The sequence below is a fragment of the Pseudomonas sp. FSL R10-2964 genome, assembly GCF_009600035.1.
Classification (GTDB): domain Bacteria; phylum Pseudomonadota; class Gammaproteobacteria; order Pseudomonadales; family Pseudomonadaceae; genus Aquipseudomonas; species Aquipseudomonas bubulae.
In genome coordinates, this window is sequence record NZ_WIWH01000024.1 from 1 (window position 1) to 22,662 (window position 22,662).

Below are 22,662 nucleotides of genomic sequence, written 5' to 3' on the forward strand. Positions count from 1 at the left end.
GTTGTTTGGTCATCTGACACCTCGATCTGGCGAGCATTCTCGCCTAAATGGGTGTCCGGTTTCATTAGACCACTACACCTGGTGTTCGGTATAGGTTGGGGAATTGCGGGAATCTGCCCTGGGCCAGCCGTCGCTATTCTGCTTACGGGGCACAGCCAAATCATCATATTTGTACTTGCCATGTTGGCCGGAATGTACTTGTTCAACCTATTAGAACGTCGCGCACGATCTGATTAGGCTGAAACCGTGGACGCGAGTGTTGGGAGCACAGTCAGACTCTCTAAGCTGCTGACCAGGTTGAACGATCCATTAGTCTTCTTTTCCTCTGAGCGAGCCTTGCTGGCCTAGAGGTGATTAAAACTTTCGCTGATGGCGTTTAGCTTTGTGATTGAACTAGCAAGGCTATGCTGAAAATTCTAATACCTGACTCGGCCTTCGTTCGAATAATAGAACCAAAATAACGGCGTAGGCCGGTTTTTTGTTTTCGGATTGGGCTGCGTGAGCGATTCAGCCATAGATGACAGGCTCCACGAGGTCACCCTATGCGACAGTTCACACGCCTAACGCTAGGCACCAAGCTTAACAAACCTTTATAAGGTCAAGGGCAAGATTAAGCATCTGTTTTGGGTGATCAACGGCAATTGGGTTTCGTGAAAGTGCCCTTTCGTGGGGGGGGGGGATGAGAAGCACGGATTATTTGATCACTCTACTTGCTCTTTCCGATTATCAGCTTTTAGCGGCTGGTGCTGACTTCATAACGCTTCACTAGAAAGGATTACACTTGAGAAATGCAGCTTGGAGAGTGTCTAGAAAAGCCGGAGCGATTCAGAGCTCGTGCTTGGAGTGAAGGTGCTTCTGGAGGATATGGGGAAAAAAGTCTATGTGGATTGGATGAATGATCCTGAGCTGGATCGAAGCCAGGTGAATAAACACACGGCAGAGCGCCTGCGTGCTCGGATGAACCAGTCAGATTCGCTCCTTTATCTCGCTTCTGACAACGCATCCAACTCCAAATGGATGCCGTGGGAGCTGGGCTATTTTGATGGTCATAAGCCGGGCAAGGTCGCTATCCTTCCAGTTTTGGATAAGGCAGATCAGAAATTCGAAGGGCAGGAGTATCTGGGGCTATACCCCACAATCGACAAGGACAGCTTGAGTGGCCCGCACAGGCAGCATCGAGATCCTTTCCGGGAGATCGCAGTTCTACGAGGAGGTCTGCCAGGCTACCCGATCCCAGGAATCGGCAAGATCTACCTTTGACCGCTGACACATTTCTCACAACTAGGAGTGAACGGTGATTTTGCTCCTAGTGATTTATCCAACCCGCTCCCACCATCGCGGGCTTTTTTTCGCCAGCTGAAATGAAGAGCTTCATGGCTCCGTGATAAGGACGGGCATTGCCCCACAAGATCTGCCTGTCGGCGTCGTCTCGGCAGCCATTGTCAAAATCTTCTTTATTGCGATCATCTACCGCAGTTGATCGAACGAGGTGAGTGCCAGCAATTCCTAAGGGCGCGCGTTTTGCACGATACGGCTAGATGGGACTCGGGATCATCAGTGCTGGAAGCTGCCTGGTCTTCCCGCTGCCATCTGTTGATAGGATGTTGGGTCTTAGGGGAGTCAGGGCTCGCTCTACATCACGAGCTTGCCATTTCAATTACGCAGGTGCGTGAGATTTGAATAGGTAAACCACTACCACTGCAGTGATGGCCACCAAAACTGCCCCATGGAAGACGATTAGCGTTTTGGAGAACGTGGCCTTGAGCCACTTTTTGAACCCTTGGTCTTTATCGATGACCATGATGAAATCGATTTTGTCTTTTTCAGTCGCTCGGACTTTGTTGTAGAGCTTACGGTAGCAACGCTCGAGCGCCAGGAAGTAGCCATCGAGGCCCCAGAATGCGATTCCGGGGATGTAGGCCAGAAGCGCGAAGCCTTGATCAGCATCCTTCGCCGACAGCGCGAACAGCGCTGAGATCAAGATGATTGACCAGCCCTTGAGTAGGAACGAGTTGGTGGACAGGCGATTGACTACACCTTGAACAAATTCCAGGTGTTTGAGCTTTGCATCCATGGATGTATCCGTTAAAAATTGCGGTATAAATGATCGATTGCTTTTGAGCCTTTAAGACTGGACGCCTGCAGCATCCACGTTCTGAAATCGCTCTCGGCAATAGGGGTTAGGTGGTTGGTGGGAGCGTCATGAGCCACATTAAAATTCTCGTTCGAAACAACTTCGTCGAGCGCACGTTCATGTTTGACCAACATTTTGTAGCGGGAGCGCCGTCGTACTAATGTGCTGAAATTTAGCTCCATATGTATCCATGGAGACAAGGTCTTTTGATCTTCATTCACTGAGTGCTTAAGCGAAATCGATTGGTCTGTGTTCATGAAAATGATCGTGTCGGTCTGATCAATCATGCGCTGCAGCGCGGTGGTCAGAATCATATGCACGTGGGCCGTGGTGCGATTGCGCTCATCGTAATCGTAAGTGATTTGCCCTTCACGACGGCAGTACCTGTTGTCGATGGCCCTCAGCAAGTCGTAAATCGAACCCCAGATACAAGAGTCGATAAATACATTCAGGTTGCACTTTTCCTGGAGCTCCAGCGCGATTTGAATCGCTTCGTTTGCATCTTTGGACGAGTGAGACAGGAAGATGTCTGCGTTCACAGCTGGAAAGAGTGAATCCAGAATGAGCGATGCATCGAATGTGTCTTCATCGATCATTAGCTGAGCCAGATCGTCGACGCGTTTCTGGTTGGCAGCTTTGTAGGCATAGACTTTCGAAAAATCGACGGGGTAAGGGCCGGTGTTGATGCTGAGGTTGAAGCCGCGATCCATTTGAAACTTCCTTAATTTCCGAAAATCCGTTCGTTATTCGGGTCGATTCCTAGAATACTGTTGAAAAGCGAGAAGTAGTCCCCAGACTCTTCAAGTGCCTGGATGACTGGGTCTGACTGCGTAGCGGGGAGGGTGGCCGCAGCTCCGCCGCCAGCTCGTACAACGATCACTTTGGCTTCCGGGGCTTTTTCCCTGAATATTTCATATTCGTCGATGATGCCCTTCATGCCGCCTATGAATATGCCGACCTCGAACTCGTTATCTTCCAGCATCCGGCGGCGCATGGATAAAATACTGTCTTTCAGCGTTTCTTCTTTGGATACCACCCGGATGTCAGCAAATACCTGGTTCTCGAGGGGGAATTTGTCTTCAAAATATGCAGATTGGTAAATGGTCGCGCATTCGATAGAGTTGAGGCCGAAGCTCTTGCCCGCGGCATATACCATTGGTGTGATTGAAGGGTGACCGCCAAAGACTAAGCGTTGTCGTCCCAGCGCGAGGAGCAAGAGTGACCTCACCGCTATTTGTATTTGGTAGGGATGGCAGGAATCAAAAAATTCTCTGCCGTAGGTTGGCACGCTGGCGGATAGGAATATTGATTTTTTCATTTGCGCCAGTCCACGAACTTCCAACCAGAGTCATAGGGCTTAATCAATCGGACGTCATTCTCAAGATAGTCACTGATCCATGCCATATGTGAAATCCACCTTCTCTCTTCAATGCCGGCGTCATCATATACTACAGCGACAGGCGCGGGATGATTGTCCAGCGTGGCGTCATGCAAAGTATAGGTCGTAGGAACCCCGAGGGCAGGATAGACGTAAATGGGATCGCCAAATTTCGGCTTTACGGTGATGCTACGGCGTAGTGAACATCCTTCGATTGTCGCCTGCGCACGTTTTAGCGATGTGCCGAAGGCATCCATCAGTACGTGGTAACGCGTTGCGACGCCTTCCGCGCGCAAATCCTCAGCAGATCGGCAGATTCGGGCCAGGCATTCATTGGTGAGTGACACGCCTTCAGCCGAGAAATCGTCTTTGCCCAGGCGTAAATCCCGAGTGAACTGGCCACGGTCATCCAAGCCCACATCTGGCCAACCGGCTCTGAGGATAGGGATCCCCCGAAATACAGCGCGAGCGAATTCTGCAGTAGTCCATCGGCTATCAAAATAGCTAGGGGTGTCCAGGTAGATCATGACATCGCTGTCACATAGTTTTTGCCAAAGCACCTCCTGAAAGTGCTCTCCTGGCAAGATCTCATGGGTGTCGAGGAAAACGTCGAACAACCGTTCTGAAAGCGCCGCATAGAGCTGCAACGCTGCGGTGGTAGATTCCGTTCGCCTGTAGCTCAGGAAAACGCGTCGTTGCCGAGGTAACAGTGAAGCGCATTCCAGCAAGCAATTGACAATGGTCTGGATGTCTGAGGAGTCCAGGCCTAGTCCGTTGAGGATCGATACTGACGGTGGAAATTCCCCAGCTAGATGCCCAAGTTTCGACGCGACAGGGATGACAGGGACGCCATCCTTCATCAATTTCGTGATGTGGCTGTCCTGGCCATCAGGAAGAGGAAAGCACAAAGCTGCGGTGCATTTTCCATTAGCGACGCGGTATTCGTCAGGCATGCCTGTATACCAATCGACCTCAACGCCGAGGTTGAGTGACAGTACCGCAAGCTTTGCCTTCAAGGCTTCGTAGAATTCGTCAACGAAGCCGTCGGGAGGCGAACCGAAAATAGCCAAATAGTAAGAAGCTTCGTGCATGGTGTTCTCATTGACAGAACGGTGAGGGGAGGGTGATTAGTGGCGCTTTCTGATCGCTATCGCTTCCTCTACCCACCCGCCAAGATTCTGGGAGATGTTGGCGTACCGCGTCGCACTCTCATAACCCGCTGGATTGTAAGCGCGCACGATGTTGGAAAGCGCGACACCACGCACATTAAAATTGGCGAACGGGTTAATGCCGGCTCTGGAGGTCTGGTTGTTGCGATCAGTTACGCCGTGAATGTAGATCCCGACCAGCCCCATGCCTTTGTTCCAGGCTTGCTCGATTTCGTAGTCAATCCATTTGCGGCCCGCGGTCTGCTCGCCGATGAGCACAATCGCGCAAGAGCAGCCGTTCATTTCGGCAGCAATCCAATTTTTGATTGCCTGTTCGCTTCCATTTTTCACAGCTTCCCAGCCGTTGTCGTAGGCTTCGCGCGAGCCATGAATCGCTCCAATCGAGCGAATTTTCGCAGCTCGCCAGTTATCGGCTTGGTAGTGAAAGCTGTAGAAGCAATGGCGCATGATTCCGTCTCCGCGCAGGTAATGCAGCACCGAGTGGCCTGTGCTGCGAGGGCGTCGATATCATAAGGCCACTACTTATGCGGCGCTACAGCATCTTTGCAAAAGGTTGTGTAGATTAAGTGCTTGAACAGGGAGTTGGCGGACGAGCGTGTGGAGTTCATGTTACGCCGGTTACCCAACAGAATTGGTACTGATGCGATCCGGGAGCCACTATGTTCGCGAGGAAATGGGCCACGATCACCAGGTCAATCCCGGCGAAGCTACTCCTATGGGCCCAGGCTTTAGTTGGTGCTTCAATACGCGATTGGCCTGAACTAGCAATGCGGCACGTTTGAAATCGACATCAACCCTCCGGAGCGATTCGCTACCGAGTACGTCGATCAGGATGACCTTCGCAAGCTACCATTCATACTCCATCGCGAGCTCTTCGGTTCTATTGAGCGCTACACAGACATCCTACTGAAACACCACTCCGACGAGCTTCCAGAGAATGGGGTGGGGGCTGACCGATTCGTCGAGTTCAATTGCTAAGCCGGAGCGCTACCGACGTCGGCTCGACTCGTGATAACGTCGGAATGACTACTTCATATGGAGCTTTTTAATGGCAAAAGTTTTTTTTTCATACAGCCATGATGATGAGGCACTGCGCAATCAACTGGAAAAGCACCTCGCCTCCTTGAAGCACGAGGGGCTAGTTGATTCGTGGCATGACCGGCGCTTGGTCGCCGGAGAGATGGTGGACAACGCTATCGATGCGCAAATTGATGCTGCGGATATCGTATTGCTGCTGGTGAGTGCCAGCTTCCTGAGTTCTCACTATTGCTATTCGGTAGAGATGCAGCGCGCGCTCGCTCGTCATGCTCGTAAGGATTGCCGGGTTGTGCCAGTCATTTTACGCGCGTGTGATTGGACACATAGTGTAGTGGTCTAATGAAACCGGACACCCTTTTAGGCGAGAATGCTCGCCAGATCGAGGTGTCAGATGACCAAACAACGCCGTACCTTTTCCGCTGAATTCAAACGCGAGGCTGCCGACCTCGTGCTCAAGCAAAACTACAGCTTCATCGAAGCCAGTCGTTCACTGAGTGTTGGTGAGTCGGCGCTGCGCCGCTGGGTCGACCAGCTTCAGCAAGAGCGCACCGGCGTCACGCCCCAGAGCAAGGCCCTGACACCAGAGCAGCAAAAAATCCAGGAGTTGGAAGCTCGGATTGCTCGCCTCGAGCGCGAGAAATCAATATTAAAAAAGGCTACCGCGCTCTTGATGTCGGAAGATCTCGAGCGTACGCGCTGATCAATCAGCTAAGCGTCCATGAGCCTGTTGACTGCTTGTGCGAGGCGTTTGAGGTCGCTCGTTCGGGGTACTACGCGCATCGTCTAAGGCGGCGAACACCAGATGTTGAGCGGCTCAGGCTGCGTAGCCGAGTGAGCGAGTTGTTCACCCAGGGCCGAAGTGCTCCCGGCAGTCGAAGCATCACGTTGATGATGCAAGAAGAAGGTGAGCAAATTGGACGGTTTAAGGTACGCAGGCTGATGCGTGAGCTGGAGTTGGTCAGCAAGCAGCCAGGATCACACGCCTATAAAAAGGCGACAGTCGAGCGGCCGGATATCCCAAATATATTGAACCGAGAATTTGATGTCGAAGCGCCCAACCAGGTCTGGTGCGGCGACATCACCTACATCTGGGCACAGGGGAAATGGCACTACCTTGCGGTTGTCATGGATCTTTACGCTCGCCGAGTGGTGGGCTGGGCGTTATCAGAAAAGCCGGATGCAGACTTGGTGATCAAGGCGTTGGATGTGGCTTACGAGCAGCGTGGCAAGCCGCAAGGCCTGCTATTTCACTCAGACCAGGGATCCCAATATGGCAGCCGCAACTTTCGCCAGCGGCTGTGGCGTTATCGCATGCGTCAGAGTATGAGCCGCCGAGGAAACTGCTGGGATAATGCGCCGATGGAGCGGGTTTTTCGCAGCTTGAAAACAGAGTGGATACCAACCACTGGCTACATGACCGGCCACCAGGCTCAGAGAGATATTAGCCAGTACCTGATGCATCACTACAACTGGATCCGACCTCATCAATTTAACGATGGATTGGCCCCAGCGAAAACGGAAGAAAAACTCAAAACCGTGTCCGGGATGAGTTGACCACTACACAATGTCAACCGTCCTAGCAATTCCAGCTTTTAAAAGGCCATTTGTTGTCACCCCCTAAAAAATCCCCCCCGCCTCAAGCTTAAGTCGAGCCTTAATAGTATAGCCTTCCTGTGCTCACTTCTTAAATTGACGATCTGTCAATAGATAACCTAAATAAATGAGACGGGCGGTCGTTGACCTCTCCGCAAAAAACAATGAGCATGTATTGACACCAGACAGCCCCAGGACGTGCGAAAGGTGAAACCTATTGACTTTAAAGGGTATTTTTATGCGCTTGCCACAAAATAGCGATTACGTCCCGGCTAAAGAAGCTGCCGCAATTCTCGGCCTTTCTCCTGAGACCCTTCGCTTTTGGCGGTACACCGGCAAGTACAAAGACATGCTGCCACCATTTATGCACGTCAGCCGGAAGATCTTTTACAAAAAAGCTGATGTACAGCGATTTTCCGAAATAAGCATGAGCGCCGCCTAACACCAGCCTGGTGTTTTATTCGCGGTAGAAAATAAGGCGCACCGTCTTTGGTTGAGGCGGTGCGCCTTTTCTTTTGCGCGATCACCTCTCCTACCTCATCACCAAAGATCCACTTGGAAGCCGCTTGGGAGCTGCTTGCTTGCCGCTTGCCAATAGAGACTGGCGATCAATCAGGAGCTTCTGTGGCTGGCGGGAGCTTATGTGGGCGGTGCGTAGCTTGCTGGAGATTGGACTTTTGAGCGCTGCGGCTCCCTAATAGCTACCAAGCGCTGAGCTGTATGGACTTGGAAAGTATTTTACAGAGAGGAAATCGCTTCAACAGGCTGATTTAATTGAGGTTTTTTTTGATTTTTGTAACGCGGAGGGATGATAGGGGTTGACCCCCGGGGGATTTTAAGTCCCATGCGTCTACCAATTTCGCCATTCGGGCGGTAGCGCTATAAAGCGGGTCACGAAGGAAGGTGCTTTAACAAAAAAGTACTCAGAGCCTGCGCAACAGGTGGACGAATATATAGAGCCTGCGCTCATGAGGCAAGGTCGATAGTGTCCATTGTGGTACATTTTTTTTCTCCGTGCCTGGGTAAAACCGTCGAAAAATCATAGATATATGCACCACGCCGGGGGTGTCCCTGCTGTGTTGAGGGTATTTGCAGCGCTGCTGCGGCGCGTATTCCCGAGTAGGCTAGGCTGCTTGCACAGCTGGGACATGAGTGGGCGTGATGAATACGAGTGTGATTTACGCATTGGCAGCGGCAGCGCTGTTCGGGGCTAGTACGCCATTGGCCAAGCTGCTGGGTACCGAGGTATCGCCGGTGATGCTGGCCGGGCTGTTGTATCTGGGCAGTGGCCTGGGTTTGCTGTTGGTGCGCTGTGTCCGCGATCGGGGCTGGAAGCCCTCGGGTCTGGGTGCCGGTGAATGGCCCTGGCTGCTCGGCGCAATTGTATTTGGCGGGATCCTGGGCCCCGTGGCGTTGATGTTCGCTTTGACCCTCACCAGCGGGGCGACGGCTTCGTTGATGTTGAATCTTGAACCAGTGCTTACGGCACTGCTGGCCTGGGTGGTGTTCAAGGAAAACGCAGACCGGCGAATCGTGCTGGGGATGCTGGCAATCATTGCCGGCGGCGTTGTGTTGTCCTGGCCATCCGGGGCATCTGCGGCGGTGTCGCTTTCCTGGCTTGGGCCATTGGCGGTGGGGTTTGCCTGTTTCTGTTGGGCGGTCGATAACAATCTGACGCGCAAGGTATCTGCTTCTGATGCGCTGTATATCGCGGGCGCCAAGGGCCTTTTCGCGGGGTTGGTGAACTGTGCGATTGCATTGGCTTTGGGGGCGAAGGTTCCGTCGTTTGGGGTACTGAGCCCGACCCTGCTGATCGGTTTCCTGGGCTACGGTGTCAGTTTGGTGCTGTTTGTCCTGGCATTACGCGGCCTGGGGGCGGCGCGCACCGGGGCGTACTTTTCAACGGCACCTTTTCTGGGGGCGGCAATTGCCATTGTGCTGCTGGGCGAGTCGGTATCGCTGCTGTTCTGGCTGGCTGCTGGCTGCATGATTGTCGGGGTCTGGCTGCATCTGACCGAGCGCCATGAGCATGAGCATTTACATCAGCCGCTGGAGCACTCCCATCGCCATACCCACGATGAACATCACCAGCATGAACATGAGCATGCCGCAGATATTCCTGCGGGCAAGGCTCACAGTCATGCACATCAGCATTCGGTCATCAGCCATAACCATCCGCATTTCCCGGATATCCATCATCGCCACCGGCACTGAGCCATTGCGTTTTAAACCCTGATTTCAATGGAGCTATGGATCGCGCATGTTTGAACATATTGACTTCAATTACCTGCTGGCAACGTATGGTTACCTGGCCATTTTTATCGGCTGTTTGCTCGAAGGTGAAACCATTCTGATCCTCGGGGGGATGGCGGCACACCAGCATGTCCTCAAGCTGTTGCCGGTGATTGGTTATGCCAGCCTGGCGGGGATGCTGGGTGATCAGTTGTTGTTCTGGCTCGGGCGTTATTTCGGTGCTCGCCTGTTGCCCCGCCTGCACAAACAGCAGGCCGCTATTGATCGCGTGACGCAGTTGATTGGCCAGTATCCGACGGTGTCCATTTTTTCGGTGCGGTTTTTGTATGGCATGCGCCTGATCGGGCCCATGGTGATCGGTGCCAGCAAGGTCTCGCCATTGAAGTTTCTCTGCATCAATGCCTTGGGCGCGGCCGTGTGGGCAACGCTGTTTGCCAGTGGCGGCTATTGGGCCGGGGAGTTTCTCGAAGGCGTACTGGGCGACCTTAAGCCCTATCGCTTGCCGATTGCCCTGGGCGTGGTCGCATTGATGGTGGTGGTGGTGGCCGTTGCCCGTCACTACAGGGCGAAAACCAGGGCGAAAACCAAAGCGGTCAAATCACTTTGACAGCCCGGCCGATAAACTGGATCGGCCCTGTCGGCTTGCCTGTTGTCGAACCGTTGGGGCCTTCCAGAGTCAGCTCGAAAAGTTGATTGGGCGACAGCGGCGGCAGGCGATCCAGTGGCAGTGACAGCACTTGTCCCGGCTTGACCAGCCCCAGGGACACCGGCCCGGCCCAGTCGTCGGCCTTGGTCCAGAACTCCAGGGCCTTGTCGCCGGGCACTTGCGCGACGCCAAGGGGGATCAACTGGATATGTTCACGATCGTTGGCCTGGATGACCCAGCCGGGTGCCTGACTTTGTGGTGCCACCAAAACCACCACATAGGCGGGCGGCGAGATGGCAGGGGTCACGGACCACAATGTCACGCCCAGTGCCAGCGTTGCGGCCAGGCCTGCGGCCGTCAGGCCGCGCCACAATGGCAGAAGGTTCCACCAACCAGTACTGGCCTGTGTTGGCGAGGCTGGGACATTCAGGGCGTTCAGGCTGCGCTCGATTCTCGGCCACAGCCGCTCTGAAGGCTGTTGCGCCGGGGCAAGGTCGTTGAGGGGCAACAGTCGGGATTCCCAGCGATCGACTGCGGCCTGAAGATCAGGCTCATGGGGCAGGCGTTGATCAAGCGCACGCCGTTGTTGCCCATTGAGCGTGCCCAGCACGTATTCGCCCGCCAAGGCATCGAGATCGTCCGGGTCGCTATTGTCAGGTGTAAAAGTCATCCCATGCACTCGCGCAAGGCGCTCAGGCTGCGTTTGATCCAGGCTTTTACGGTGCCCAGAGGGGTGTCCAGTTTGTTTGCAATTTCTGCATGGGTATAGCCGTCAACATAGGCATGCACAATGCAGGAGCGTCGGGCCGGGTCGAGTTGCTCAAGGCAGCCGTATATGCGCTCGCAGCCATCCGGCCATTGCAGTGGGTCCTGCGTCTGGTGGCGCCCGTCGAGAGTGGCCAGAGGTTGCAAGGCCAGTTCGCTGCTTTCGCTGACTTGAATTTCCAGGCGAGTGTCGCGCCTGCAGTTCAGGGCCAGATGCCGGGTCAGGCTGAAAATCCAGCCTCGTGCAGAACCGCGCCCGGGATCGAAGCTGGCGGCGCGCATCCAGATTTTGATAAAAGCGTCATGCACGATGTCCTCAGCCAGTGCGCTGTCGCGGGCAATGCGTTTGGCTACCCCCAGCAAGCGCGCGCTTTCCTGGGCATACAGGGCCACCAGCGCCTGCTGCTCGCCGCGGGCGCAGGCCAGCAGGCAGGCTTCATAGTCAAATAGTGGCTCAGGTAGTGTCACTGTGTTCCGCCGTTGCAGATGGGACATCTCCGGTCATTGCCCGGTCTCCATCGAAGCAGCGTAGACGATGTAACGCATTAGCGGCTGGCCCAGAAAATGTAATCGGCCTGGTATGGCACTACTTGTCGCTGGCCCTTGTTGGCGGCTGTGCAGGCGCTGGCAGGTGCCGCACCGCCCTTGAGTGCCACACGCTGGATGTAACTCACACCGTTCATGGCACCTTTGCCCTCGGCAGGATTGGCCTTGACCAGTTGATAGGGCAGGTTGCCAGCCCCGGCAGGGGCCACTGCGAGCTGGGTGCCGGTGACTCTGGAACCGTCCAGGGCTTGCCAGGTCGCGGGCGGGCCAAAGTAGCTACCAACTTGTTTACCAGTTGTGTCATTGAGCTGAGCTTTTGGGCCTACAAAAAACCACTCCATTTCGCCTGGAGTGCTGGCTTTTTCTTTGCACTCATATGTGATTTCGCCTACACCAACTGTTGTCATTGCCATCTTGTGGCCGTCGGGAACTCTAATGTTTTCGGGCAAATTCGACTGTGCCCAGGCGCCTTGGGCTGCCACCAGCAGCATGGCGGCAAGTGTCAGGCTGGCATGGCTGATCAAAGGTTTTGCGTTCATGTTCCGATCTCCTGATGGGATAACAGCACGCTGCTGTTACGGGTACTACCCGCAGCAGGAGGATTTGGATGCAGTTGCAAAAAATAAACTTGAAAGGCAAAGTCCGGGAACCCGGTTGCGTGACGGATCCCTTGGCCTAAGCTTTGGAATACAGGCTCAACGCCAAGGGTTTCAAGGCATTGGCAGCACGTTCGCGAAGCCGGTCCGATAATAAAAGGAGATCTGGATGTTTATCCGTTTATTGATCCTTGCTTCTGTGCTGGTTGCAGGCACGGTGCAGGCCGTTGAAGTTCCAAGCCCGCTTGAACAGGATCGCGGCAAGTTTCGCCCGCTGGTAGTGGTCGCCCGTGCAGATGCCGACCCAACCCTGGTCAACCTCAAAAAAGCCCTTGAAGATCCGGCCAACAAGCAGGCTTTTGACCAGCGCAATATGGTGCTCTATACGATTGTGGGCATTACAGGCAAACGCGATGGCAAGGACCTTGAACCCCAGAGCACCATGTCGCTGATTCGCGGGCTCAAGCCGGGGATGATTATCGACAAGGCCAAAGTGATCCTGATCGGCAAGGATGGGGAAAAGAAAGTCGAGACAGTGGGGGATGTTGACCTAGCCGAGCTGTTTAAAACCATCGATGCCTTGCCCGCTGCCGAAAAGGAAACCCAGGCCCCGGTTGCGGTGGAGACGCCGGCCAAGGGCGCAGCCGCTGGCAAATCGACAAAGCCCGCCAAACCGGCAAAAGCGGCTCAGCCCCTGGATGACTGAACACCAGCCAAAAAAAGGCCCGCTGGGGGAAGCGGGCCTAAATGGGATTCACTAAAGGAGTGGATCCAATCTAGGCGCAGCGATGTGAAAGTGATGTGAAAATTGCGCAGTCAAATCATTTGATCGGACAAATGTGTGTGGTCAAAATAATGGCCATCTGTAGCGCAATTCCGGCTCGGTAATCCGATAGTGTGAACACACCGCTCACCAGACTGCCGGATAACAAGATGCCGTTTTCCCTCGAACTGATTTCTGCCTTCGCACTCTTTGCCTTTGTGTCGTCCATCACCCCCGGCCCCAACAACACCATGCTGCTCGCATCGGGGGTCAACTTCGGCTTCAGGCGCACCATCCCCCATGCTCTGGGCATCAGCTTCGGCTTTATGTTCCTGGTGCTTGCGGTTGGATTGGGGTTGGGGGGTGTATTCAAGGCCGTGCCCATGGCCTACACCGTTTTGCGTTATCTGGGGGCGGCGTACTTGCTGTATCTGGCGTGGAAAGTCGCCACTTCGGGGCCGGTGTCCGAGTCGGGTGCGGCCCAGGGCAGGCCACTGGGCTTCTGGGGCGCGGCGGCGTTTCAATGGGTCAATCCCAAGGCCTGGGTGATGACCATTGGTGCAATCACCACCTACACGCCGTCCCAGGGTTACATCGCCAACGTGTTTGTCATCGCGCTGGTCTTCGCCATCATCAACTTGCCCAGTGTCTGCGTGTGGGCCGGTTGCGGCAGTGCGTTGCGCAATGTGCTGACCCGGCCCAAGTGGCTGCTGGCATTCAACCTGACGATGGCGATTCTGCTGGTGGTGTCGCTGTATCCGATTCTGTTTGATGTTCATTGAGCCATTCCTGGCTCAGGGTGGCGGTGTCACCCAGGTACTCCAATAGCCAGCTCATGGCCGGGGAATGGTTGTTCTGTGCCCAGGCAATGCACGAAGGGCTGGCCGGAAAGGGCCGCTGCAGGCTCAGCGCAAGCAGTTGGCCCTGGTCGATCAGTGGCTGGGCCAGATGGGCGGGCACCATGCCGACACACAGACCGTCGCTCAAACAGGCCAGCCCCGAAGCCCAGTCGGGCACCATCATGCGGCGCTGGTTATCCAGGGTCCAGGTGTCGCGTTTGGGCAGGCTGCGTGAAGTGTCATCCATGCACAGTGCAGGGTAGGGGCGCAGGTGCTCATCACCCAGCAATCCGCCAATGGACGCCAGCGGATGCCGCGGGCTGGCGACGCACAGCCAGTGCAGAAAACCCATGTCGCGAAAGGCAAAGCTCCCCGCCACGGGCACTGCACGGGTGGCTCCGATAACCAGATCGGTACGGCCGTCTACCAAGGCATCCCACACACCGTTGTACACCTCGTATTGAACAATCAGTTCCACGTCGGGGAAATGCCGGTAGAAGTCGATGACCATCTGCTGGCAGCGCGGTTTTTTGATGATTGAATCCACGGCCACCCGCAACTGGCCGCTCCAGCCATTGGCAACCTGCTGGCAAAGGCGGCGGGTGCCGAGCATTTTTTTCATGACGTCGCGGGCTTCTTTGACAAACATCCGCCCGGCAGGCGTGAGTTCCACATCCCGGTGACGACGTACAAACAGCGGTACCGCCAGCCATTGCTCCAGTTGGCGCACGGTGTAGCTGACGGCGGAGGGAACGCGGTGCAGTTCCTGGGCTGCGCCACTGAAACTGCCGTGGCGGGCGACTGCATCAATTACATCCAGGGAGTATTCAGACCACATGGGTTTGCCTTCAAAAAATTCGATGCCAGTTGGCAATTATTATCGCTTCACAAGCAAATCCTCAGCTGGATAATGCGCGGCAGTCAACAAATTGTTTGATGGCAAGTTTTTGGGTGCACATGAAAAACACTTTTGGTTTTACCTGTTATCTCGCCGGGCTGAGCATGCTGGGCTACCTGGCAATGGATATGTACTTACCGGCATTTGGCACGTTGCGCAGTGAACTGGGGCTTTCAGCCGGTGCGGTGGGTGCGAGCCTGAGCATCTTTCTGGCCGGGTTCGCGATCGGCCAGTTGCTCTGGGGGCCGTTATCGGACCGCCTGGGGCGCAAACCGGTGTTGTTGGCGGGGTTGTCGCTGTTTGCCCTGGGGTGCGCGGGCATGTTCTGGGTGCAGGACAGTGTGCTGCTGTTGAGCCTGCGGTTTATTCAGGCCATCGGCATTTGCGCGGCGGCAGTAACCTGGCAGGCGCTGGTCATCGACCGATATCCGCCTGACCAGGCCAACCGCGTGTTTGCCGGGATCATGCCGCTGATGGGACTGTCACCGGCACTGGCTCCTTTGCTGGGGGCCGTGGTACTGAGTCACCTGGGCTGGCAAGCGATTTTTGCGGTATTGCTGGGCCTGGCGGTGTTACTGATCGTACCCACGTTGCTGCTCAAGGAAAAACCCCGTGTGGCGCCAAAGGCAGTTAAAACCGGGGTGAGCTATTGGCACCTGCTGTGCACGGCTAAATTCAGTGGCAACGTCATGATCTTCGCCGCATGTTCGGCCAGCTTTTTCGCCTGGTTGACGGCCTCACCCTTTATTTTGGGCGATATGGGTTATAGCCCAAGCGATATCGGTTTGAGCTACGCGCTGCCTACTGTGGCATTTATGGTGGGTGGTTACAGCTGTCGCAGCGCGTTGCAGCGGATCAGTGGGCGGGCGTTGTTACCCTGGTTGCTGGTGGCTTACTGCGCAAGCATGGTCGGGCTGTATGGGGTTGCGACCCAGACCGTGCCGACGCTGACCACCTTGCTGATCCCGTTTTGTTTGATGGCGCTGGTTAACGGTGCGAGTTATCCGATTGTTGTCGCGAGCGCACTGATGCCATTTTCGGAGAACTCAGGCAAGGCGGCGGGTTTGCAAAATACATTGCAGCTTGGGTTGTGCTTTTTGGGCAGCCTGCTGGTGTCGACCTTTATCAGCCAGCCGCTGCAAATCACGGTTGAAGTAATGCTGGCTACGGCGCCGCTGGCGGTGCTGGGGTATTTTATTCAGCGACGCAAGGTGAAGGCGCAGGCATTAGTGGCGTCTTGAGGGGCAGGTCGCCCCGGTGATTTCAGCTCAACGAAAGCGCCGGATATCTATCCGGCGCGTCAGTCAAACCCGGCTATACGCTTGCACCCCCCATTCCAGCTAGGCCATTTGGACGATGTGCCTGTGACTCACCAGTCCGATTATCGAAGGAAGGTTCTGGACGCCTCGCCGAGGAGGCAGCCAGAGCATCCACGATAATAAAAAGAGGACTGGCTGCATGAACTCTGCCCAGCAACTGAATCGTGCAGCGAGGCATCGACCATGCGCTCAATAATTGGCTATCTGGTTTGCCTGATCGTCGCTGTCACCATCGCGTTTACCTTCTCTCCACGTCATGCCTCCGATGTCGCTTCGGCCCAGTTGCGGCCCGATCGTCTGCAAATCAACGGTATGTTGTATCTGGATAAGCGGGTGGTGGCCGTCGGCGAGCGCGGCAATATTTTGCTCAGCGACGATCAGGGGGGCTCGTGGCAGCCAGCGACGGTCAAGCCGCAGCGTGATCTGACCCTTACCGCACTGGTGGCGCTGCCGGATAAAAGCCTGCTGGCGGTCGGCCATGATGGCTGGATTGTGCGCTCCGAAGATGAAGGCGCCAACTGGTCAGAGGTGCGCTTCGACGGCGAAATCGCCGAGCCTTTGCTGGGCATCTGGAGTGCCGGCGGCAATCGTGTCCTGGCGTTCGGCAGTTTCGGCAAATTTTACCAGTCCGGGGATGACGGCCGCACCTGGCAAGCCCAGCCGCTGGAGGTGGATAGCGCTCACCTCAATGGCATGGATGGCGGAACAGACGGTCGCCGCATGGTGGTCGGCGAGCAAGGGCTGGTGCTGCGCAGCGACGATGCCGGGCACAGCTGGCACAAGCTCGAGCCGTTCTATAACGGCTCGCTGTTTGGTGTGGTACGCCTGAGCCCCGATCGTTGGGTGACCTATGGCATGCGCGGCCATGTGTTTGTCAGCCAGGACTTCGGCCAGACCTGGGAACCGGTAAAAGTCGGCAATCAATTGCCGCTCTACGGCCATGTCCTATTGCCCAACGACGGTGGCCTGCTGATTGTCGGTGCTGGCAGCTCGGTAGTACGCCTGGACGGCAAGGGTGAACTGGTCAGCGCTACGCGCTTGCCGGGGCTGGGTACTTTGACTTCGGCGGTAATGGTGGGCTCACGGCTGCTGGTAGGCGGCGAGCGCGGTGTGTTCCAGGGGACTGATGGCGGTGTTGCTGCCCTTGGAGGTGCCCGGTGAGCAGTGAAAACAGTGTTGTAAATCGCACGGTCGAGCGTATTGCCGACTTGCTGATCGTCTGGCGCAAGAGCCTGTTGGCGCTGTTTGTATTATTGACCCTGGCCCTGGGTTACAGCGCCACACACACGCAACTGGACCCGGGCTTTAACAAGCAGATCCCGGTGCGCAATGCCTTTATGGTCAACTTTCTCAACTTCAGCCAGTACTTCACGGGGGCCAACCGTTTTCTGGTCAGTGTGAAGTGGAAAGGCGAAGGCGATATCTATAACCGCCAGTACCTGGAAACCCTGCGCAAAGTCACGGATGACGTGTTTTTTATCAATGGTGTGAGCCGTGCCAGTGTGACGTCGCTGTTCACCGCCAATGTGCGCTATATCGAAATCACCGAGGACGGTTTTTTCGGCGATGTGGTGATGCCACCGCGCTTTACCGGCACGGCCGAAGACTTGTCCCAGGCCCGCAACAACGTCGCCCGCTCCGGACAGGTCGGGCGTCTGGTGGCCAATGATCTGACCTCGTCGATGGTGCGCGCCGACCTGCAGGACATGGACCCGCAAACCGGCAAATCGGTGTCCTATGCCGAGGTGGCCCAGCGGCTGGAAGATATCCGTGCCAAGTACAGCAATGATGATATCGAGATCAACATCGTCGGCTTCGCCAAGCTGGTGGGGGACGTGGTTGAAGGCCTGACGACGGTCATCGGCTTTTTTGTGATTGCCTTTGTCATCACCGCGTTGATGCTGTGGGTGTATTCACGCTCATGGCGCCTCACGGTGGTTGCGCTGGCCGTGGCGCTGCTGCCGGTGGTCTGGCTGTTGGGGTTGCTGCCGTTGCTGGGGCTGGGGATCGATCCGATGTCGATTCTGGTGCCGTTTCTGATCTTCTCGATCGGCGTGTCCCATGCGGTGCAAATGACCAATGCCTGGAAACAGGATGTACTGGCGGGCAGCTCTGCGGTGCAGGCTGCGCACGGCGCTTTTTGCAAGATCTTCATCCCGGGTTCGCTGGCGTTGCTGATGAACGCCCTGGGTTTCGGCGTCATCATGCTGATCGACATTCCCATCGTGCATGAACTGGGCGTGACCGCATGCATCGGGGTGATGCTGATGATCATCACCAACAAGCTGATGCTGCCGATCATCCTGTCGTATCTCAAGCTTGAGCCGGGGGCGATGGCCCAAGGGCTCAAGGTGCAGGGCAAGCACGCGCTGTGGTGGCGGCTGTCGGCGCTGGCCGAGCCAAAACCGGCGCTGGCGGTGTTTGTGGTCAGCCTGCTGCTGCTCGGTGTCGGTGCCTGGAAGGCCCGGGATCTGGCAGTGGGCGATATCGGCGTGGGTGCGCCGGAGCTGCGCGCCGATTCGCGCTACAACCAGGACAACCAGAAGATCATCAACAGTTATTCGATTGGCCTGGATGTGATGTCGGTGTTCGTGCAGGTCAAGGGCATCGAAGAAGGTTGCCTGGCGCCGCAAGTGATGCGCGCCATTGAATCATTCGACTTCCAGATCCGCAGCGTGGCGGGTGTGCAGTCAGTGCAGAGCGTGGCAGGCATGGGTAAAGCCGTGATTGCCGGCAATAACGAAGGCAACCCGCGCTGGTCGGCGATCCCCGGTTCCGAGCGCGGCCTGAGCCAGGGCTCTCGCGCTTACATGCCGGACGACGGCCTGGTGACCGAAGGCTGCCAGCGCATGCAGATCCTGGTGTTCCTCACCGATCACGAAGGGTCGACCGTGAGCCATGTAGTGGACGAAACCCAACGCATCATCGGCGGCTTGCAAGGGCCAAACGTGGAGTTTCTGCTGGCCGGTGGCAACGTGGGGGTGATGGCGGCGTCCAACGAAGCGGTCAAGCAGGCCGAGGTGGTGATGCTCGCGGCGCTGTTCGGTTCGGTGGCGCTGTTCTGCTGGCTGACCTTTGGTTCATTGCGCGCGGTGCTGTGCATTCTGGTGCCGCTGGCCATCGTCGCGATCCTGTGCAACGCCCTGATGGCGACCCTGGGCATCGGCCTGAAAGTCGCGACCTTGCCAGTGATGGCACTGGGCGTGGGGGTGGGAGTCGATTACGGGATCTATCTGTACGAGCGGATTGCCCATGAAATGGCTGACGGCAAGGATCTGCGCACGGCGTTCTACCAGGCCATGTGCCAACGGGGTACGGCGGCGGTGTTTACGGCGCTGACCATGTCCATCGGCGTGTGTACCTGGGCCTTTGCTCCCCTGAAGTTCCAGGCTGATATGGGTGTACTGCTGTCCTTCATGTTTCTCGTCAACGTGCTCGGCGCAATCTTTTTGCTACCGGCGCTGGCGGCCTGGTTCAATTTGGCACGACCGTTGGTCAAGGTCAAAACCCGCCCGGCGCAAGCGACCGCCGGGCATTATCCGCTCAAGCCGAGCGTTGCTGCGAAGGACTCTTCAAACCGCTGAAGCAGACAGCTTGCCGGGCTTGTATGACGGCAGGCATACAGACACACTGAGTCGCTTTTGCACAGCTTTACGGATGTGGTGCAAAGGTTAGCCGCTAGTCATAAGAACAATAAAAAGGGCCGGTCATGAACCTGGCCCGAAGCGAGGATAAGTCCGTGGATACAGTGACCTTGAATCACCAGACCCTGGCCGGTCTGGGGCTTGAACTGGCCGATTACGATCAGATGGTCGGCAGCTTTTATGACGGTGCCCTGGACCCCAAAATAATGGGTCGTACCTTGTGTACCGTGCGTGGCATGTTCCGGGCCAACTACGCCACCCTGATCCTGCGAGTGCCCGATCAGCCCGATCTGGGCTTGATGATCGTTGCCGGAGATATCGAAGGCGAGGGCGAGCTGACCTATCAAACCTATCCGCAAACCAATACCCCCTTTGTCGGGCAGGCGCTGGACCAGGTATTTACCGTCGAAGACCTGATGAGCGAGAGCGAGTGGGTGCAGTCGGCCTATTTCAAGGCCTACTGCGGTCCGCAGAATGTCTATCACGTGATGGGCGCCGACATTTCCACGCCCGATGGCGGCAAGCTGCGGTTTCGCATCACCCGGCCAAAGTCTTCCCCGGCTTTCTCCAGTGCCGAGCGTGCCCTGTGCAGCAGTTTTCTGCCGCATTTGCGCCGCGCCCTGCATCTGCACAACCTGCTCGATCGCAGCGAGTCCATGAGCGAGTTGTACGCCCAGGCCATCAGCCGCCTGTCGGTGGCGACCATCGTGCTCGACGAAACCGGCAAGGTTCTGCGCCTCAACCCGGTGGCCGAAGAAATCCTCAAGAACGCTGATGGTCTCAAGCTGGTGGGCGGCAGGCTGGAAGCCACTTACCCCAGCGACAACCGCGAGCTGCAACGCCTGGTCAAGCACGCTTTCAGCCAGGAAGTGCGTGAGGGCGGGGCGACAGCCGATGCGATGTCCGTGACCCGGCCTTCGGGTCAGGTCAGCCTGGGGCTGGTGGTCGAGGCCATTCCGTCGCTGGAGTGGGCCGAAGGCAAGAGCAAGCCGGCGGCAGTGATCTATATCCGCGACTCGGTAGGCAAATCGCTGGCCAGTGAAGTGGTGACCAAACAACTGTTCAACCTGACCAAGGCCGAGACGGCGCTGGCGATGGAACTGGCCAACGGCTTGTCCCTGGAGGAAGCGGCGGAAAACCTGAATATCCGGCGCAACACCGCGCGGGCGCATTTGCGTTCGATCTTCTCCAAGACCGGTGTGCGCCGCCAGACCGAGCTGGTGAGGATTTTGCTGAACAGCGTGGTCGCGTTGGGAAAGCCCAAGTGCGCCTTGCGAGCGGCTGAGTCCGTGGTGGTGCCGGCGCCACAACTGGCGCGTCCGGTTCGTAAAAGCGCTTAAGGATTTATGCCCGCCGGCGAGGGTGTTTGCGCCACCGCCGGTTTTTCGTCAGCCAGGCCGCCTGCGCCTGCATCATCAAGGAAAGTCTTATGCCAGTTACTGCTGTCAGCGGTTCCGCTTCCGGGATCGGCGCCGCCGTGTGCGCGCAATTACGAGCTGCGGGCCACCGGATAATCGGAATTGACCGTGGCAATGCCGAAGTGGTCGCTGACCTTTCGACCCGTGCCGGGCGCCAGGCGGCAGTGGCGCAGGTGCTTGAGCAATGCGGCGGGGTGCTCGACGGGCTGGTGTGCTGCGCCGGGATCGGGGTGACCGCACCTTCCAGCGGCATCGTGCTGGCGGTTAACTACTTTGGCGTCAGTGAACTGCTTGATGGCCTGGCCGATGCGCTGGCCAAGGGGGAGAACCCGGCTGCACTGGTGATCGGTTCAGTGGCGGCCACCCATTCGGGTGCCGAGCAGGAACCAATGGTTGCCGCGATGCTCGCCGGTGACGAGGCGAAGGCGTTGGAACTGGCCAATGCCCTGGGTCAGACGCACCTGGCCTATGCCGGTTCCAAGTATGCGGTGACCTGTGCCGCGCGGCGCAAGGCGGTGCAATGGGCCCCGCAAGGTATCCGTTTGAACGTGGTTGCACCGGGCGCGGTGGAAACCCCGCTGCATCAGGCGGCCAAGGACGATGCGCGGTTTGGCAAGGCCGTACGTGAGTTTGTCGCACCACTGGGGCGCTCGGGCACTCCTGAAGAACTGGCCCGGGTTGTGGCTTTTGTGCAATCGACGCAGGCCAGTTTCATGACCGGCAGCGTAGTGTTTGTCGACGGCGGCATGGACGCAATGGTGCGTACACAGCGTTTCTGACCGCTAAGGGGCTTTTATGAACAAAGTGGCATTTATTACCGGCGCCAGTCGCGGCATTGGTCGTGCAACCGCGCTGGCCTTTGCCCGTGCAGGTTTTGATCTGGCCATCAGTGCGCGCAGCCTGGACGAAGGTCAAAGCCATGCCCACGGTTTGCGCAACCCGGATGGTACGCCGCTGCCCGGCAGTTTGAGTGCCACCGCAGCGGCAATCCGTGAGCTGGGACGCAAGGCGCTGGTGGTGCCCATGGACCTGCTCGACAGTGAGTCGGTACTGGCCGCCAGCCAGGCTGTGTTTACCGAATATGGTCGGGTGGATGTTCTGGTCAACAATGCCATCTACCAGGGCAGCGACCTGAATGTACCGTTTATGCAGTTGCAGCCCGAGACCCTGGAGCGAGTCTTTCAGGGCTATGTGATGACACCGTTCTTGCTGACCCGGGCGGTGGTCAGCCAGATGCTCGAGCAGGGCGGCGGTGTGGTGATCAACGTCACCTCCGGTGCTGGAGAAACCGATCCGCCGGTGGCAGCGGGCAAGGGCGGCTGGGGTTACGCCTATGGTGCGGGCAAGGCGGCAGTGTCGAGGCTGTCGGGCATATTGTCGGTGGAACTGGGGGAGCAGGGGATTCGTGCCTACACCCTCAACCCGGGTGTGGTGACCACTGACGCATTGCGCGCCACCATTGGTGACAAAGGCGTCATTGCCCTGCGTGCAGGCTCTGCGCCGCCAGAGGTACCAGCAGCGGTGATGCTGTGGCTGGCCACCCATGAAGGGGCGGTTGATCACCAGCGCAAGACCATCCACTGCCAGCCGTTTGCCCGTGAACACGGGATTGTCGAGGATTGGCGCTAAGCGCTCCCTCACCCTGACCCTCTCCCATGGGGAG

At 56.8% G+C, this 22,662-nt stretch carries 23 protein-coding genes and 1 pseudogene; 15 read left to right on the forward strand and 9 right to left on the reverse strand.

Translation table 11 applies throughout. The features are described from left to right. Positions 1-78: 78 nt before the first annotated feature. Together GHN92_RS24180 and GHN92_RS14625 are read left to right on the forward strand one after the other, a co-directional pair. Positions 79-237: pseudogene (locus GHN92_RS24180) on the forward strand (DUF6691 family protein); the annotation flags it as partial. Positions 238-843: 606 nt separating this feature from the next. Continuing rightward, positions 844-1,260 carry a TIR domain-containing protein gene (locus GHN92_RS14625; RefSeq protein ID WP_176465205.1) on the forward strand — a complete coding sequence of 139 codons (417 nt, stop codon included), beginning with the start codon at positions 844-846 and terminating at the stop codon, positions 1,258-1,260. Positions 1,261-1,657: 397 nt separating this feature from the next. Here the strand turns inward: GHN92_RS14625 and GHN92_RS14630 are convergent, their stop codons facing one another. Genes GHN92_RS14630 through GHN92_RS14650 form a run of 5 tightly spaced genes read right to left on the reverse strand, consistent with a single transcriptional unit; the run spans position 1,658 to position 5,128 of the window. Next, entirely contained in the window at positions 1,658-2,074 is a 417-nt protein-coding gene (locus GHN92_RS14630) for a hypothetical protein (RefSeq protein ID WP_095025402.1), read from the reverse strand. Between the two features lie 11 nt (positions 2,075-2,085). Beyond that, on the reverse strand, positions 2,086-2,844 hold the full coding sequence (locus GHN92_RS14635) for a hypothetical protein (protein WP_095025403.1): 759 nt from the start codon (positions 2,842-2,844) through the stop codon (positions 2,086-2,088). An 11-nt stretch (positions 2,845-2,855) separates the two neighbouring features. Continuing rightward, a complete protein-coding gene (locus GHN92_RS14640; protein ID WP_095025404.1) occupies positions 2,856-3,452 on the reverse strand; it encodes a hypothetical protein in 597 nt (198 codons plus the stop codon). Continuing rightward, positions 3,449-4,603 carry a toll/interleukin-1 receptor domain-containing protein gene (locus GHN92_RS14645; RefSeq protein ID WP_153380449.1) on the reverse strand — a complete coding sequence of 385 codons (1,155 nt, stop codon included), beginning with the start codon at positions 4,601-4,603 and terminating at the stop codon, positions 3,449-3,451. The genes GHN92_RS14640 and GHN92_RS14645 overlap by 4 nt, the downstream gene beginning before the upstream one ends. Before the next feature lie 36 nt (positions 4,604-4,639). After that, positions 4,640-5,128: a TIR domain-containing protein gene (locus GHN92_RS14650; protein WP_153380451.1), complete on the reverse strand. Its 489-nt coding sequence runs from the start codon at positions 5,126-5,128 to the stop codon at positions 4,640-4,642. A gap of 601 nt (positions 5,129-5,729) precedes the next feature. On the opposite strand from GHN92_RS14650, the gene GHN92_RS14655 reads away from it, so the two are divergent. The 5 genes from GHN92_RS14655 to GHN92_RS14675 all read left to right on the forward strand — a co-directional run bounded on the left by GHN92_RS14655 (position 5,730) and on the right by GHN92_RS14675 (position 10,172). Further along, complete coding sequence (locus GHN92_RS14655; protein WP_153380453.1) at positions 5,730-6,059, forward strand: toll/interleukin-1 receptor domain-containing protein; 330 nt, start codon at positions 5,730-5,732, stop codon at positions 6,057-6,059. Positions 6,060-6,110: 51 nt separating this feature from the next. After that, a protein-coding gene (locus GHN92_RS14660; RefSeq protein ID WP_095019831.1) for an IS3 family transposase occupies positions 6,111-7,273 on the forward strand; the annotation gives its coding sequence in 2 pieces (ribosomal slippage) (positions 6,111-6,366 and positions 6,366-7,273; 1,164 coding nt in all). A 277-nt stretch (positions 7,274-7,550) separates the two neighbouring features. Beyond that, the gene (locus GHN92_RS14665; RefSeq protein ID WP_095025407.1) at positions 7,551-7,754 is read left to right on the forward strand and encodes a helix-turn-helix domain-containing protein; all 204 of its coding nucleotides are present in this window, start codon (positions 7,551-7,553) and stop codon (positions 7,752-7,754) included. A 719-nt stretch (positions 7,755-8,473) separates the two neighbouring features. Further along, positions 8,474-9,526, forward strand: a complete 1,053-nt coding sequence (locus tag GHN92_RS14670; RefSeq protein ID WP_153380455.1) for a DMT family transporter — start codon at positions 8,474-8,476, stop codon at positions 9,524-9,526. Between the two features lie 46 nt (positions 9,527-9,572). Beyond that, entirely contained in the window at positions 9,573-10,172 is a 600-nt protein-coding gene (locus GHN92_RS14675; RefSeq protein ID WP_153380457.1) for a DedA family protein, read from the forward strand. On the opposite strand, the gene GHN92_RS14680 is transcribed toward GHN92_RS14675, so the two are convergent. The 3 genes from GHN92_RS14680 to GHN92_RS14690 form a co-directional block, all read right to left on the reverse strand. Continuing rightward, positions 10,159-10,881, reverse strand: a complete 723-nt coding sequence (locus GHN92_RS14680; protein WP_153380459.1) for an anti-sigma factor domain-containing protein — start codon at positions 10,879-10,881, stop codon at positions 10,159-10,161. The two genes, GHN92_RS14675 and GHN92_RS14680, sit on opposite strands and share 14 nt — an antisense overlap. Beyond that, positions 10,878-11,444, reverse strand: a complete 567-nt coding sequence (locus GHN92_RS14685; protein WP_095018709.1) for a sigma-70 family RNA polymerase sigma factor — start codon at positions 11,442-11,444, stop codon at positions 10,878-10,880. The genes GHN92_RS14680 and GHN92_RS14685 overlap by 4 nt, the downstream gene beginning before the upstream one ends. 77 nt (positions 11,445-11,521) lie before the next feature. Further along, the gene (locus tag GHN92_RS14690) at positions 11,522-12,061 is read right to left on the reverse strand and encodes a DUF3455 domain-containing protein (protein WP_095025410.1); all 540 of its coding nucleotides are present in this window, start codon (positions 12,059-12,061) and stop codon (positions 11,522-11,524) included. A 226-nt stretch (positions 12,062-12,287) separates the two neighbouring features. Here GHN92_RS14690 and GHN92_RS14695 point away from each other — a divergent pair, with 226 nt between their 5' ends. Both GHN92_RS14695 and GHN92_RS14700 read left to right on the forward strand, forming a co-directional pair. Further along, positions 12,288-12,824, forward strand: a complete 537-nt coding sequence (locus GHN92_RS14695) for a DUF4174 domain-containing protein (protein WP_095003323.1) — start codon at positions 12,288-12,290, stop codon at positions 12,822-12,824. A 227-nt stretch (positions 12,825-13,051) separates the two neighbouring features. Next, entirely contained in the window at positions 13,052-13,663 is a 612-nt protein-coding gene (locus GHN92_RS14700) for a LysE family translocator (protein WP_153380461.1), read from the forward strand. Here the strand turns inward: GHN92_RS14700 and punR are convergent. Then, complete coding sequence (gene punR / locus GHN92_RS14705) at positions 13,599-14,558, reverse strand: DNA-binding transcriptional activator PunR (protein WP_095020703.1); 960 nt, start codon at positions 14,556-14,558, stop codon at positions 13,599-13,601. The genes GHN92_RS14700 and punR overlap by 65 nt on opposite strands. A gap of 119 nt (positions 14,559-14,677) precedes the next feature. Between punR and punC the strand changes: the two genes are divergently transcribed. The 6 genes from punC (at position 14,678) to GHN92_RS14735 (ending at position 22,628) form a co-directional block, all read left to right on the forward strand. Further along, positions 14,678-15,859, forward strand: coding sequence for a purine nucleoside transporter PunC (gene punC, locus GHN92_RS14710; protein WP_095026752.1), 1,182 nt, complete (start codon positions 14,678-14,680; stop codon positions 15,857-15,859). Between the two features lie 261 nt (positions 15,860-16,120). Continuing rightward, on the forward strand, positions 16,121-17,098 hold the full coding sequence (locus GHN92_RS14715; RefSeq protein ID WP_095023740.1) for a YCF48-related protein: 978 nt from the start codon (positions 16,121-16,123) through the stop codon (positions 17,096-17,098). Beyond that, positions 17,095-19,521 (forward strand): RND family transporter, encoded by a 2,427-nt coding sequence (locus GHN92_RS14720; protein WP_095003327.1) that lies wholly within the window; start codon positions 17,095-17,097, stop codon positions 19,519-19,521. Before GHN92_RS14715 ends, GHN92_RS14720 begins: the two co-directional genes overlap by 4 nt. A gap of 155 nt (positions 19,522-19,676) precedes the next feature. After that, positions 19,677-20,921: a helix-turn-helix transcriptional regulator gene (locus GHN92_RS14725; protein WP_370688638.1), complete on the forward strand. Its 1,245-nt coding sequence runs from the start codon at positions 19,677-19,679 to the stop codon at positions 20,919-20,921. An 89-nt stretch (positions 20,922-21,010) separates the two neighbouring features. Then, a complete protein-coding gene (locus GHN92_RS14730; RefSeq protein ID WP_153380463.1) occupies positions 21,011-21,778 on the forward strand; it encodes an SDR family oxidoreductase in 768 nt (255 codons plus the stop codon). Positions 21,779-21,794: 16 nt separating this feature from the next. Further along, entirely contained in the window at positions 21,795-22,628 is an 834-nt protein-coding gene (locus GHN92_RS14735; RefSeq protein ID WP_153380465.1) for an SDR family NAD(P)-dependent oxidoreductase, read from the forward strand. Positions 22,629-22,662 lie beyond the last annotated feature (34 nt).